Origin of the sequence: Enterobacter mori, from assembly GCF_025244905.1 — a bacterium.
GTDB classification, from domain to species: domain Bacteria; phylum Pseudomonadota; class Gammaproteobacteria; order Enterobacterales; family Enterobacteriaceae; genus Enterobacter; species Enterobacter mori_A.
This window is the reverse complement of sequence record NZ_CP104285.1, coordinates 2,720,352-2,733,858: the sequence shown is the minus strand read 5'-3', so window position 1 is coordinate 2,733,858 and position 13,507 is coordinate 2,720,352. Positions and strand designations below refer to the sequence as shown.

Below are 13,507 nucleotides of genomic sequence, written 5' to 3'. Positions count from 1 at the left end.
GAGATAAAAAAACGCCGCATTTGCGGCGTTTTTCATGGATGTGGTTCAGCGAAATTTAGCCATTATCAATCACAACGGACGATTTACGCAGGACTGGGCAGTTGGTCAAACCGATGATCCCACTGTCCGAGTGGATATACTGCGCGGTACTCATGCCCTGGGCAGTCAGATATTTACACTTGATACCTAATCCTGCGGCGTTCTCGGTGCTCCCCACAAGCACGCCATATCCGGTTAACAGAAGGCCAGTCCAGAGAACGGCCAGTGCAATAATAGTCCGAATGATTAAATGCATCATTGCCTCTTTATCGTTGTTGTCATGCATTTAGCCTAACCTGTTTATTCATTGAAACAAGTGCACGATTCCGAAAAGAGTTTGATGAGGGTACAGTTAGACGCTGTTTAAGATAGCCGTGATAACCTGGCTGCCTCGGGTCATAAAACGGAGAGTGGAGTGAAAAAAATACGCTGGGTAATTCTGGTTATCGTGTTGGTGGCATGTGTGGTGCTGTGGACACAGACTATCAACGTGATGTGCGATCAGGATGTACAGTTTTTTAGCGGCGTTTGCGCAATCAACCAGTTTATTCCGTGGTAAGACGCATTTTTTCCTAAGGTCATTTCCTTCCTTCGCGCCAGTGGTAAAATGGGCGTTTTTATTGAGGTGGTGAAATGGGTGAGTTAATGAATTCAGGGCTGCTAAATCTGGCATCCCTGATGGTCTCGTTGGTTATTCTTGTCGCAGGGCTGGTCATTTGGTTTTTCGTCAACCGTGCCAGCTCGCGCACGAACGAGCAAATTGAGTTGCTTGAAGCGCTGCTCGATCAGCAAAAGCGCCAAAATGCGCTGCTGCGCCGTCTGTGCGAAGCAAACGAACCAGAAGAGAAAGAAGCCCCTAAAGAAGCGGTCGTTGCAGACAAAGAAGATGAAGACGACTTTATCCGTCTGGTGGCTGAACGATAATCGGTAATGTAACTCGCGGGAGGTGGCCGTGGTCTGGAAAAATCCCTGGTATGACCCCTCCCGGCTCCATCACACGCCGAATGGCTTTCGCAATACCACATCTGTAGGACATCAGCCCGGCGATGTTGAGCGCTGGCGTAAGGCGCGGAAAGCGGCAGGTTTACCTAAACCGCCTGCGCTGGGTTATGACGATTTCATACGCCAGTGGTGGCAACCGGTCGAACTGGACCAGCCACAAGGCGACGGCGTCTGGTGGCTTGGACACGCGAGTCTGCTGGTGCAGATGGATGGCAACACCATTCTGACCGACCCGGTCTTTTCACGACGCGCTTCTCCGCTTCCTTTTGCCGGACCGCTGCGAAAAACACCTCCTGCACTGTCTGTTGAACAACTTGCGCAGCTTGATGCTGTGGTTATCTCGCATAATCACTACGATCATCTCGACGATGCAACCATTCGCCGTATCCTGAAGCGTTTTCCAGACGTAATGCTGTTTGTTCCTTTAGGTCTGGCAGACTGGTTTCGCCGTCGCGGAGCCAGGCACATCGTACAACTCGACTGGTGGCAGAGCATGACCTGGCAGGGAATTACCCTGACAGCCGTTCCGGCGCAGCACTGGAGTATGCGTACCCCCTGGAACCGGAATCGATCCTTATGGTGTGGTTGGGTCTTTGAGGGACGAAAGCACCGCTTTTGGTTCAGCGGTGATACGGGCTATTCGCCGGAGTTGTTATCGATACCCGAACGTTTGGGTAAAATTGACGCCGCCGCGTTGCCGATTGGCGCGTATGCACCAGAATGGTTCATGGCGGTCCATCATATGGACCCGCAGTCTGCCGTGGCGTTATGGCAGCAGCTCGGCCAACCCCTGGCCTTTCCCATCCATTGGGGCGTGTTTGAACTGGCAGATGAATCCCTTGATGAACCAGTCCAGGCGTTAACTCAGGCACTTAATAATGTAGCACCGGTTAATAATTCCTTCATGATACTGAAAATTGGCGAATATTTATCCTTTTAAACAATGCGCGTAACAGTTGCATATATTTTGTATTTATAGGCCTTCAGGATTGTTTTATTTTTATCGAAACGTTTTGCTTGCCTTGTTTTGAGGCAGAGTCATAAAAATTTCATTATTTTGGTGCATCATATTCTTTATTCACTGGTGATTTTTAATGCAGTGTCAGTATGTTTATTAACACCAAATATGCATTGTCCATTACCGACGCGTTGGAATGATTTGAGCATAAGTTTTCACAAAATGTTCTAAATCAATCAATGTCCTAAAGAAAGTTGTCCCTGTATCTGGACGGCAAGAAATGTATGGTCTATGGTAAAAAAGTCTTAGATAACAGCGCTTGCGGTAATAGCGCAGTGGCGGTGTAAAGAACATACGCTGTCCATGATCGTTGCGCATAAGTGTGCGGATCATACCAGGGCAGTGTTTGAATTTGTGCGGCGGATCGAGACACGTTTAAAAATGGCTTGCCATATTAATCGTTGTGTGTGATAACACGTTTTGGGTCAAACGAGGTACAGTTCTGTTTATGTGTGGCATTTTCAGTAAAGAAGTCCTGAGTAAACACGTTGTCGTTGAATACCGCTTCTCTGCCGAACCTTATATTAGTGCCTCATGCAGTAATGTCTCAGTTTTATCTCAGTCAAGCCTGCGGGCTAAGAAAACACTCTAAGGAATTTTGCAAATGGCAAAGATTAAAGGTCAAGTTAAGTGGTTCAACGAGTCTAAAGGTTTTGGTTTCATTACTCCTGCTGACGGCAGCAAAGATGTGTTCGTACACTTCTCTGCAATCCAGGGTAATGGCTTCAAAACTCTGGCTGAAGGCCAGAACGTTGAGTTCGAAATTCAGGACGGCCAGAAAGGCCCAGCTGCAGTTAACGTAACTGCTATCTGATCGAACCACTGCTGACTGAAGTGCCTGGCACTTCAATCTCAGACATAAAGCCTCGCTTATCGCGGGGCTTTTTTATTCTGTTATCTTTCAAAATATTACCATTCCTCTTCCTGTTAGTAACTTGTTGCAAAGCTCCGAAGTTATTAGCATTGTTTCCCCTCCTTCAGATCGGTTTTTCCCGTTAAATCAGGGCGTTGATCAACAGCCCTGAGGCTCAGGTGAAAAAGAAAACCATAATGACCACCGGAAACTTCACTCCGGCGCGTTTTGCTCTGCTTTGTTTTGCTATTTTTTGCAGTCTGGCTTTTTTGCTGGGACGGGTGGCCTGGCTGCAAATCGTTAAACCTGACAATCTGGTTAAGCAGGAGGACATGCGCTCGCTGCGTGAGGTCGCCATTGATGCTCCGCGCGGAATGATCATGGATCGCGAGGGAAGGCCGTTGGCGGTGAGCGTGCCTGTCCGGGCGGTATGGGCCGATCCTAAAACGGTACTGGCAAAAGGTGGCGTAGGGTTTGACGACCGCTGGCAGGCGCTGGCCAATGCGCTGCATCTCTCTCTGAGCACGCTGTCGTCGCGAATAAACAGCAATCCGCAGGGACGGTTTATTTACCTGGCCCGGCAGGTCGATCCTTCACAGGCGCAGTGGATCGACAAACTCAACCTGCCTGGCATTAATTTACGCGATGAATCCCGCCGCTTTTACCCTGCGGGACATGTGGCGGCCAATCTTATTGGCTTTACCAACATTGATGGGCAAGGAATTGAAGGTGTTGAGAAAAGTTTCAATACCCAGTTGATGGGCAAGCCTGGCGTCCGACAGGTGAGGGAAGACCGCTACGGGCACGTGGTTGAAAATCTGACGGAAGTTGCACCCGTACCTGCCCATAACATTCAGTTGAGTATTGATGAGCGTCTGCAGACTATCACCGAAGATGCGCTCGATAATGCGGTGGCGTGGAATAAAGCCGAGTCGGGGGCGTCGGTATTAATCAATATTCAGACGGGCGAAATTCTTGCGATGGCAAGCTATCCGGATTTTAACCCTAACAACCGGGAAGGGGCGACGTTAAACGATTTTCGTAATCGTGCGATCAGCGATACCTTCGAACCGGGTTCGACCGTCAAACCGCTGGTGCTGATGACGGCGCTGCAGCAGGGGCTGGTACAGCCGGACAGCGTGATTGACACCCACCCGTACACGCTTGATGGGCACCGTATCCGCGATGTGGGCTACTACCCGGAACTGACGATGACCGGCATTCTGCAAAAATCGAGCGATACGGGCGTATCACGCCTCTCTCTTGCGATGCCGGTCCAGCACCTCATCGATACCTACCGAAACTTTGGTTTCGGCACAAACACTGGCCTTGGCTTAACGGGGGAAAGTGCGGGGCTATTGCCACAGCGTAAATTCTGGAGCCAGCTCGACAGGGCGACGTTTGCATTCGGCTATGGCCTGATGGTTACGCCGCTTCAACTGGCGCATGTTTACGCCACTATCGGTGGCTTTGGTCTTGAGCGCCCACTCTCTATTACCCGCATTGATCCTCCCGTTATGGGGCACCGGGTGATGCCAGAGGCGATTGCGCATGAAGTCGAACATATGATGGAAAGCGTTGCACTGCCGGGTGGCGGCGGTGTTAAGGCCGCAGTGCGTGATTATCGCGTGGCGGTGAAAACCGGGACGGCGAAGAAGATTGATGACGGCGGGAAATATGTCGATAAATATGTCGCCTATACTGCTGGCGTTGCGCCTGCCAGCGATCCGCGCTTTGCGCTGGTGGTTGTCATTAACGATCCTCAAAACGGCGCCTACTACGGCGGTGCCGTCTCCGCGCCGGTGTTCAGCGAAATTATGGGCAACGTGCTGCGTCTGGAGAATGTGAGACCGGATGGTCTACCGGCGGATTCTGCCCACCTTATCGTCATGCGTTAACCCAGGCGTTTATAAGACGGGCGAATAGCGGTACACTTCGCCCTTTGGTTTATGCCCCCGGAGTTGTCATGTCCTTCAGTTGTCCCCTTTGCCATGCGCGTCTGCTGCGCTCAGAGAAAAGCTTTACCTGTCCGCAGGGACATCAGTTTGATATGGCGAAGGAAGGGTACGTGAATCTTCTCCCTGTGCAGCACAAGCGCTCCCGCGATCCGGGTGATAGTGCAGAGATGATGCAGGCGCGCCGTGCGTTTCTGGATGCAGGACATTACCAGCCGCTTCGTGATACCGTTGCACAGTTACTGGCGCATCACCTGCCTGATAATGCTACCGCTGTGCTGGATATCGGCTGTGGCGAAGGCTACTACACGGCAACGTTTGCAGAGATTGCCCGCGAGAAGGGCGCGGAGACGTTTGGTCTGGATGTGGCAAAAGTGGCGATTCGCGCGGCGGCAAAACGCTATTCTGCCGTGACGTTTTGTGTGGCATCCAGCCACCGGCTGCCGTTTGACGACGCCAGCATGGACGCTATTATCCGTATCTATGCTCCCTGCAAAGCGGAAGAGCTGGCGCGCGTGGTGAAACCGGGTGGCTGGGTGATCACCGTCACGCCAGGACCACGGCATCTGATGGAATTGAAAGGGCTGATTTACGACGAAGTACGTTTGCACGCGCCTCACTCTGAACAGCTGCCGGGTTTTATGCTGCAACAGGAACACACTGTGGCGTATGAAATGGATCTCAATGGGGAGGAGGCCGTAGCGTTGCTGCAGATGACGCCGTTCGCATGGCGGGCAAAACCAGAGGTGTGGGAAACGTTATCAAAGCAGACCGTTTTTCGCTGCCAGACTGATTTCAGTATCCACGTCTGGCAGCGCGAGGTTTAACCGGCGAAATGCGCCCAGAGGATTTGAGCGCCAATACCGATTAACACGATACCGCCCAAAATTTCGGCTCGCTTGCCCAGCAGCGGGCCGATAAACCGACCCACCATCATCCCCAGCGTTGACATAATTAACGTAGCGCAGCCGATGGCCAGTGCAGTTGCAACAATATTGACCTGCAGGAACGCCAGACCGACACCGACCGCCATGGCATCGAGGCTGGTGGCAATCGCCGTGGTGACCAGCAGCCAGAAGCCGTGGCGATGCTGTGGCTCATCATCTTCATCGCTGTTACCGCGAAAACCCTCGATAACCATTCTCCCCCCCAGGAACACCAGCAGGACGAATGCAATCCAGTGGTTCCACTCCAGCACGAACTGGCTGGCGAGCATCCCCAGTCCCCAGCCAATAAGCGGCGTTAGCGTTTCGATAGCACCAAAAATCAGGCCGGTACGCAGGGCTTCTGAGAATTTAGGTTTGTGGAGCGTGGCGCCTTTTCCGATGGAAGCAGCAAATGCGTCCATGGACATGCCAAAAGCAAGAAGGATCGTAGCGGAGATGTTCATAACAGCGTCCAGACCGGGGATATCCATATGACACATCACTGCCCCCAGTAAACAGCAGTTGATGTATCTATGGTCTCGCCTGATCGCAACACACCTGAAATGTGCTGAAAGCGATCCGTACGCGCCACGTTTTTCAACGAGTATGTTGACACGTACATTTCCTGAGAACAGGAAATCGGCTACTCCCCAACGACGGGCGCAACCTTAACATATTTTGAGAATATAAAACAACAACGAAGCAGGCTTAATTTAGCTGCTTTTCTGATAACGATTTTCATTTAGATTTATGCGTGAAAATATCGTTAATAAATATAAGTTAAGAAGAGGATGGATATAGCAACGGCTATATTGTCTGCACGCGAATATCGTACTTTATAGCCGATGCTATAATAATAACTTATTGAGTTTTAAGGAGTAACCTGGATATCTTTTCAAGGTCATCAATATTCTTGACCCGAATCAGCAGACGACGCTGTTCTAATTGCATTACCAACACACCGTCTTCGGATAAATTCATCTCTTTAATACGGTTATATTCTATCCAGACATTGGCGAAGAAGAATCCGTGTTTTTTAAAAATGAGCTTTGGCGAGCGGATCCAGAACAGGTAAATCGCCATTAATGCCAGCGCACATAATAACCATGTGGTTAATAGTGCACCGTTGCTGGTTACGTTGTTGTAAATCAGAATGACGATGAGGCCCGCGAAGATGAACCCATCAACGCGCCCGCGTCGCAGAAGGGAAAGGGAAAGCAGCGTCTCGCCGTGACGGCGGGGCATGATGAACTCGTCATAGATCGCGTAAGCCATAAGGGCAACAATAAATAAAACCAGTACGATGTCCGTGACAGTCATTCATCCTCCAGATAAAAAGACCGGGGGCAAGCCCCCGGTGTATATACCCGTCAGGGTATTAGGTCATTCCTTACAGGCCGAGCAGACCGACAGCGTAGCCCGCGATACCGATGACGAAGAAGCCAACGATGATCCACAGCGGGTTCACTTTCTTACGCAGCAGCCACATACAGGCGAAGGTCAGCAGCAGCGGTACCAGGCCCGGCATCAGCTGGTCCAGGATTGTCTGCACGGTAGTCACACGCGTCTGGCCATCCTGACCGGTGATGGTGGAGACCACCAGCGGGATGTTCACGTGCGTCCACTTGTTAACCAATGCCCCCATCACAAACAGGCCGAGGATTGACGCCCCCTCTGTCAGTTTTTGCAGGAAGCCGCCGCCCATGTCCTTAACGATATCCACGCCTTTACGGTAGCCGTAAGCCACGCCGTAGTAACGGGTCAGCAGACGTACTGCGTTGAAGAGGATGAAGAACAGCAGTGGGCCAAGCAGGCTGCCGCTCATTGCGATACCGGCACCCAGTGCGGCGAAGACCGGACGGACGGTGCCCCAGAAGATCGGGTCACCGACACCGGCCAGCGGCCCCATCAGGCCGACTTTGATACCGTTGATAGCACCATCGTCAATCTCTGCGCCGTTCGCACGCTGTTCTTCCATCGCCAGTGTCACCCCAAGAACCGGGGCTGCGACGTAAGGGTGGGTGTTAAAGAATTCCAGGTGACGCTTAATCGCCTGACGACGTGCTTCGTTGTTTTCCGGATACAGGCGTTTGATTGCCGGTACCATAGAGAAGCAGAAGCCCAGCGCCTGCATACGTTCGAAGTTCCATGAACCCTGGAACAGGTTAGAACGAATGAACACGCCACGAATATCACTCGGAGTGAGTTTTTTCTCAGTGGTAGTTTTTGTCATATCAACCATTTCGCTCACCTGCTAGTCCAGTTCGTTATCGAGATCGTTGTTACCAGCAGCCTGCGCTGGGGCACCCGCGACGCGGTTATATTTCGGGCTGAGCTGGATGTAGAGAATCGCCATCACTGCACCAATCACACCCAGAGCAACCAGGTTGAAGTTGGTGAAGGCTGCGGTCACGAAGCCGAGGTAGAAGAACGGCATCAGGTAGCCTGCGCGCATCATGTTGATGACCATCGCGTAACCGACAACCACGATCATGCCGCCCGCAATGTTCAGACCGCCGGTGACCACTTCTGGAATGGCGTTCAGCATGCTCTGGACTTCACTCGTACCGACAGAGATCGCCACGATAACCGCCGGGATCGCGATACGCATCGCCTGCAGGAACAGGGACGACACGTGGATCCAGGATAGCGCCGTCAGGTTGCCGTTTTCGGCCGCCTTATCCGCCGCGTGCTGGAAGGCAACGGTGATAGTACGCACGATAATGGTCAGAACCTGGCCTGCTGCAGCCAGTGGGATTGCCAGGGCGATACCGGCACCAATACTTTGATGACCGGCAATAACCAGAACGGTTGAGATAATCGATGCCAGCGCGGCATCGGGCGCAACCGCTGCACCGATGTTCATCCAGCCGAGGGCGATCATTTCCAGGGTACCACCGATGATGATACCGGTTTTCATATCACCGAGAACGGCACCGATCAACGTACAGGCCACCAGCGGACGGTGGAACTGAAATTCATCAAGTACGGATTCCATACCCGCAATACATGCGACGACGAACACCAGCACAATCTGAAGAGTGGTAATCTCCATTGTACTTCTCCTATTGCATAAGCTTTATGTGAAAAACCGGCGCGGGCTTATTTCCCAACTTTGCCGATCAAATCCATCATTTTCAGTTTTTGATCCGTGGAAACCTTACGGGCTTCCAGCTCAATACCGCGTGCATTCAGCTTGTTGAATGCCTCAATATCTTTTTCATCAACTGAAATCGCGTTGTTGACCTGCGTTTTGCCCTGACGGAAAGCCATACCACCAATGTTTACGGAGGTAATTTTCACGCCGCCTTCAACAATGCGCTCGACGTCTGTTGGGTTAGTGAACAGAAGCATCACGCGCTCGCCCGCATATTTCGGGTTGTTGTAGACGCGGATCATCTTGGCCACATCCACCACGTGCGCGGTAACGCCTGGAGGGGCAACCTGAGTCAGAAGGGTTTTACGTACGGTATCCGCAGCCACTTCGTCACTGACGACGATGATGCGGCGAACGTTGGTCTCTTTGGTCCAGCGTGTCGCCACCTGGCCGTGGATTAAACGGTCATCAATACGCGCAAGGCCGATGACCATATAATCGTTCGGACCCATCGGTTTCGCTGGGGCTGCAGCTTTCGGTGCCGCCGCGACCGGGGCTGGTTTTTCAACCGGTTGCGCTTTCAGCGCCTTAACGCCTTCACGCCCGGTTTCCACCGCCAGGGCCACCAGTTCATCGAAGCTCGGGTTGTCGTCGCGCGCCATGAAGGTTTCCACCAGCATTGGGATATTCACCCCGGCGACAACTTCATAGTGCTCTTTATCGACGACAATGCGGCTGGCAGCATTAAACGGGCTGCCGCCCCATGTATCGACGAGAAACAGCACGCCTTTGCTGGTATCCAGCTTCGCGAGTTGAGCGTTGTACTTCTCTATCAGCGTCTCGGCGTTTTCACCGGGAACGAAATCGATCCAGCCGACGTTTTCCTGCTCGCCCAACAGCATCTCTGCCGTTTTGAGTAGCTGCTCAGCAGCCCAACCATGTGTGCCTATGACAATAGCAATGGTCACTTGCTACCTCCTTTTATTATCATTAATACGCCTGTCGGGCAGACGTACTGAGAATCGTATTGGCGAACCGAATCGATTCAGATAAGGGTTAGAGTTAAATTAACTAAGACTTCCGCGAATTATTTTAGACAGTGAAAAAATAATTTATGTGATGAAGATCCGTAATTTAGCTTTCGCAATACAGAAAAATATCAACAAAAATTGAGTCTTATTGCGTTTTTGCAAAGGAAAGTAAATCTTTGCTAAAAAGACGTTATCTCTGATATGTTTAGCCTCCGTTTAATTGTTCAGGAGTACAGGGCTACAGCCCGCTATATGGACCGTCACCGACGTCAGTTATCTACCAGGCCATTCCGCGCCTTTTTCACCGGCGATCCTCGCCAGATCTCGTCTCTGTTTGCCTCTGTTTTGCCCACATTGAGTGGGGCACCGTTTTGTCATTCCTTTAGCAGGAGCTTGTCATGGAATTCTTAATGGACCCGTCAATCTGGGTAGGATTGCTCACGCTGGTCGTACTGGAGATCGTTCTCGGTATTGATAACCTGGTGTTTATCGCCATCCTTGCAGACAAACTGCCGCCAAAACAGCGTGATAAAGCACGTCTGATTGGTCTGTCGCTGGCATTGATCATGCGCCTGGGCCTGCTGTCCGTCATCTCCTGGATGGTCACGCTGACCAAGCCACTGTTCTCCGTGATGGATTACACCTTCTCCGGCCGTGACTTGATCATGCTGATCGGGGGGATATTCTTGCTCTTCAAAGCGACGACAGAGCTACACGAACGGCTTGAAAACCGGCAGCATGATGATGGGCATGGCAAGGGCTATGCCAGCTTCTGGGTCGTGGTACTGCAAATTGTCGTGCTTGACGCGGTCTTCTCGCTGGATGCGGTCATTACCGCAGTCGGTATGGTGAACCACCTGCCGGTGATGATGGCGGCTGTCGTCATTGCGATGGCGGTGATGCTGCTGGCGTCGAAACCGCTGACGCGTTTTGTGAACCAGCACCCAACGGTTGTCGTGCTGTGTCTGAGCTTCCTGCTGATGATTGGTCTCAGCCTGGTGGCAGAAGGCTTTGGCTTCCATATTCCGAAAGGCTACCTGTACGCCGCGATTGGTTTCTCGATCATCATTGAGCTGTTTAATCAGATTGCGCGCCGCAACTTCATTAAGCAGCAGTCAAACCAGCCGCTGCGCGCCCGTACCGCTGATGCGATTTTGCGCCTGATGGGGGGGCGTCGCCAGGTGAGCGTGCAGTCATCAGATAGCGAGAGCCGCAACCCGGTTCCAGTCCCTGAAGGGGCATTTGTTGAAGAAGAGCGCTACATGATCAACGGCGTGCTCTCCCTGGCCTCCCGTTCCTTGCGTGGGATAATGACCCCGCGCGGTGAAATCAGCTGGGTGGATGCCAACCTGAGCGTTGACGAGATTCGTCAGCAGCTCCTCTCTTCACCGCACAGTCTGTTCCCGGTGTGCCGTGGCGAACTGGATGAAATCATCGGCGTGGTCCGTGCGAAAGAGATGCTGGTGGCGCTGGAAGAGGGCGTCAACGTGGAAGCCATTGCGGCCTCGTCGCCTGCGATTGTCGTTCCGGAAACGCTGGATCCCATCAACCTGCTGGGCGTGCTGCGTCGCGCACGCGGTAGCTTCGTTATCGTCACCAACGAATTTGGCGTGGTTCAGGGTCTTGTCACCCCGCTGGACGTACTGGAAGCGATTGCGGGTGAATTCCCGGATGCGGACGAAACGCCGGAAATCGTTGCGGATGGCGAAGGTTGGTTGGTCAAAGGTACTACTGACCTGCACGCGCTCTCGCACACGCTGGGGCTGGAAAATGTCATTAACGATGAAGAAGACATTGCCACCGTGGCAGGGCTTGTGATTTCGGTTAACGGTCAGATCCCGCGTATCGGCGATGTGATTGAACTGCCGCCGTTGCATATCACCATTGTGGAAGCCAACGACTATCGCGTTGATATGGTGCGTATTGTTAAAGAGCAATCTGCACACGACGAAGAAGAGTAAACTTTTTTAGCGTAACGGCATTAAGGGCACGATGTGTCCATTGTGATGTGCTGGCGGGGGAGAACTTCCCGCCAGCCATTTCGGAAACTCCCGCAGCGGCATTGGCCGCGCAAAGAAATATCCCTGCAAAATATGCACCCCGTGGCGACGCAAATACCGCGACTGCTCCTCGGTTTCTACCCCTTCCGCCACCAGTTCGATATTCAGCCGCTGGCCCAGCGCAATAATAATATCCGTCACCGTCGAGTTCACGGCATCGGTCCCGATGGCGGTGGTAAAAGATTTATCAATTTTCAGCACGTCAGGATGGAGCTTTTCGAGCCAGGAGAGGGAACTGTTGCCGGTGCCAAAATCATCAATGGCGAGCTGAACGCCTTTTCGATGCAGCTCGCGCACTATGCGATAATCCACGTCCCTCAGGGCGTCGCGCTCCGTAAGCTCGACCACCAGCTGCTGGGGCGGGTTTGCACTGAACCACGATTGATTCAGGTCCTGCAGCAGGACGGCGCGGCGGAAGTGGCTGGCGGCCACGTTAATACCGATTTGAAAGTCGGACGTGGTGGGGAAGTAGCCTATCTGACGTACCGTTTCGCTGATGACATAGCGGGTGAGCGGAATAATCAGGTTATGTTCTTCTGCCAGAGGAATAAATACGTCCGGCGAGATCCACCCCTGACGAGGGTTATTCCAGCGCAGCAGGATCTCAACGCCGACGCAATCCTGGGTGCGGGCATTGACCAGAGGTTGGCAAAACAGCTCAAATTCCCGCGCCGCAAGCCCCATGTTTATTTCCCATGTAAAGCTCATTCGACGCGCGGTGGCCAGCCAGGCGATGTAGCCCAGCAGCAAGCTCAACATCAGTGCCAGCGGTAATTGTGTTGGCAAATTTTTGAGTGCTAGTGAACCTGGCCCCGGCCCGCTCACGGTGATGCTGAAGGGGTAGCGCGTGGATGCCAGCGACAGAAGCACATCGCCATCATCAAACGTCAGGGTATCCGTAACCTGCTGACCGTAGCGCAGGTAATGATTACCGACGGATAAACCCACATCGGTAATCAGTGGTCGCTGCGGTTCAAGGATCATTCTGGTGAGAAGGTCGATATTGACAATCTGCATCACCCCGTCCTCGCCGTCACCTGAAGCCGGATACCACTGAATGAGGATCGGGCTGCCCTTCAGCAACCACTGGTCGGTCGACAATACCAACCGGGGTTCTTGCGCGGGAAAAATCGGCAGGAACGTGCTTACGGGCACGCTGCGTGAACCAAAAATACTCGAGCAGTAGAGAAGTCCATCTTTAATCAGGGCAATTGAGCGGACGGTCTGCAGAATGGCCGCCTGCTTGCGTAATACCAGTTGGGCCTGGCTGCAGGGCTGTCCAACCTGGGCCTGTAACACATCGCGTTGGTTTTCCAGTGAAAGCAGCACTTTTTCGAGGGAGTGTACCGTATGGTCGGCAAAATTCTGGATGCGCTCCTGATTGACATTACGCTGCGAAATAAACCGAATGCCCAACGTCAGGATGAGCGTAAGGAGCGCAACCGTGACACAGACGATAACGCGTTTTCGGCGATAATCTTTAATGATCGCTTGTGCTTTTTGCATGAACGGTCGCTCTGTAAGCC

At 52.5% G+C, this 13,507-nt stretch carries 16 protein-coding genes and 1 riboswitch; of the genes, 9 read left to right on the top strand and 7 right to left on the bottom strand.

All coding sequences use genetic code 11. The features are described 5' to 3' along the window. Window positions 1-55: 55 nt before the first annotated feature. Window positions 56-295 carry a YobH family protein gene (locus N2K86_RS12895; protein WP_029485125.1) on the bottom strand — a complete coding sequence of 80 codons (240 nt, stop codon included), beginning with the start codon at window positions 293-295 and terminating at the stop codon, window positions 56-58. Between the two features lie 159 nt (window positions 296-454). Between N2K86_RS12895 and mgrB the strand changes: the two genes are divergently transcribed. The 7 genes from mgrB to rlmA all read left to right on the top strand — a co-directional run bounded on the left by mgrB (window position 455) and on the right by rlmA (window position 5,694). After that, the gene (gene mgrB / locus N2K86_RS12890) at window positions 455-598 is read left to right on the top strand and encodes a PhoP/PhoQ regulator MgrB (protein WP_221550389.1); all 144 of its coding nucleotides are present in this window, start codon (window positions 455-457) and stop codon (window positions 596-598) included. A 74-nt stretch (window positions 599-672) separates the two neighbouring features. Further along, window positions 673-963: a YebO family protein gene (locus tag N2K86_RS12885; RefSeq protein ID WP_010432660.1), complete on the top strand. Its 291-nt coding sequence runs from the start codon at window positions 673-675 to the stop codon at window positions 961-963. 28 nt (window positions 964-991) lie between these two features. Then, complete coding sequence (locus tag N2K86_RS12880) at window positions 992-1,981, top strand: MBL fold metallo-hydrolase (protein WP_260658856.1); 990 nt, start codon at window positions 992-994, stop codon at window positions 1,979-1,981. 526 nt (window positions 1,982-2,507) lie between these two features. After that, window positions 2,508-2,651 carry a DUF2627 domain-containing protein gene (locus N2K86_RS12875; RefSeq protein ID WP_052302290.1) on the top strand — a complete coding sequence of 48 codons (144 nt, stop codon included), beginning with the start codon at window positions 2,508-2,510 and terminating at the stop codon, window positions 2,649-2,651. 12 nt (window positions 2,652-2,663) lie between these two features. Continuing rightward, window positions 2,664-2,873: a transcription antiterminator/RNA stability regulator CspE gene (gene cspE / locus N2K86_RS12870; protein WP_001062678.1), complete on the top strand. Its 210-nt coding sequence runs from the start codon at window positions 2,664-2,666 to the stop codon at window positions 2,871-2,873. Between the two features lie 236 nt (window positions 2,874-3,109). Then, complete coding sequence (ftsI, locus tag N2K86_RS12865) at window positions 3,110-4,810, top strand: peptidoglycan glycosyltransferase FtsI (RefSeq protein WP_407065232.1); 1,701 nt, start codon at window positions 3,110-3,112, stop codon at window positions 4,808-4,810. A 68-nt stretch (window positions 4,811-4,878) separates the two neighbouring features. Then, window positions 4,879-5,694, top strand: a complete 816-nt coding sequence (gene rlmA / locus N2K86_RS12860) for a 23S rRNA (guanine(745)-N(1))-methyltransferase (RefSeq protein ID WP_260658854.1) — start codon at window positions 4,879-4,881, stop codon at window positions 5,692-5,694. Here the strand turns inward: rlmA and mntP are convergent. The 5 genes from mntP to manX form a co-directional block, all read right to left on the bottom strand. Next, entirely contained in the window at window positions 5,691-6,257 is a 567-nt protein-coding gene (gene mntP, locus N2K86_RS12855; RefSeq protein WP_221550384.1) for a manganese efflux pump MntP, read from the bottom strand. The two genes, rlmA and mntP, sit on opposite strands and share 4 nt — an antisense overlap. Before the next feature lie 9 nt (window positions 6,258-6,266). Beyond that, a riboswitch (yybP-ykoY riboswitch) is annotated at window positions 6,267-6,457 on the bottom strand. Between the two features lie 197 nt (window positions 6,458-6,654). Beyond that, on the bottom strand, window positions 6,655-7,113 hold the full coding sequence (locus N2K86_RS12850) for a DUF986 family protein (RefSeq protein WP_260658853.1): 459 nt from the start codon (window positions 7,111-7,113) through the stop codon (window positions 6,655-6,657). A 70-nt stretch (window positions 7,114-7,183) separates the two neighbouring features. Further along, the gene (locus tag N2K86_RS12845; protein ID WP_023324862.1) at window positions 7,184-8,035 is read right to left on the bottom strand and encodes a PTS mannose transporter subunit IID; all 852 of its coding nucleotides are present in this window, start codon (window positions 8,033-8,035) and stop codon (window positions 7,184-7,186) included. Between the two features lie 12 nt (window positions 8,036-8,047). Further along, window positions 8,048-8,848 carry a PTS mannose transporter subunit IIC gene (manY, locus tag N2K86_RS12840; protein WP_008500490.1) on the bottom strand — a complete coding sequence of 267 codons (801 nt, stop codon included), beginning with the start codon at window positions 8,846-8,848 and terminating at the stop codon, window positions 8,048-8,050. Between the two features lie 47 nt (window positions 8,849-8,895). Further along, window positions 8,896-9,858 carry a PTS mannose transporter subunit IIAB gene (gene manX / locus N2K86_RS12835; protein ID WP_010432678.1) on the bottom strand — a complete coding sequence of 321 codons (963 nt, stop codon included), beginning with the start codon at window positions 9,856-9,858 and terminating at the stop codon, window positions 8,896-8,898. 264 nt (window positions 9,859-10,122) lie between these two features. Between manX and N2K86_RS22665 the strand changes: the two genes are divergently transcribed. Further along, window positions 10,123-10,332 (top strand): protein YoaL, encoded by a 210-nt coding sequence (locus N2K86_RS22665; RefSeq protein WP_407065231.1) that lies wholly within the window; start codon window positions 10,123-10,125, stop codon window positions 10,330-10,332. Next, on the top strand, window positions 10,320-11,882 hold the full coding sequence (yoaE, locus tag N2K86_RS12830; protein ID WP_260658852.1) for a CNNM family cation transport protein YoaE: 1,563 nt from the start codon (window positions 10,320-10,322) through the stop codon (window positions 11,880-11,882). Before N2K86_RS22665 ends, yoaE begins: the two co-directional genes overlap by 13 nt. Window positions 11,883-11,888: 6 nt before the next feature. On the opposite strand, the gene N2K86_RS12825 is transcribed toward yoaE, so the two are convergent. Beyond that, on the bottom strand, window positions 11,889-13,487 hold the full coding sequence (locus N2K86_RS12825) for an EAL domain-containing protein (RefSeq protein ID WP_260658851.1): 1,599 nt from the start codon (window positions 13,485-13,487) through the stop codon (window positions 11,889-11,891). Window positions 13,488-13,507: the final 20 nt, after the last annotated feature.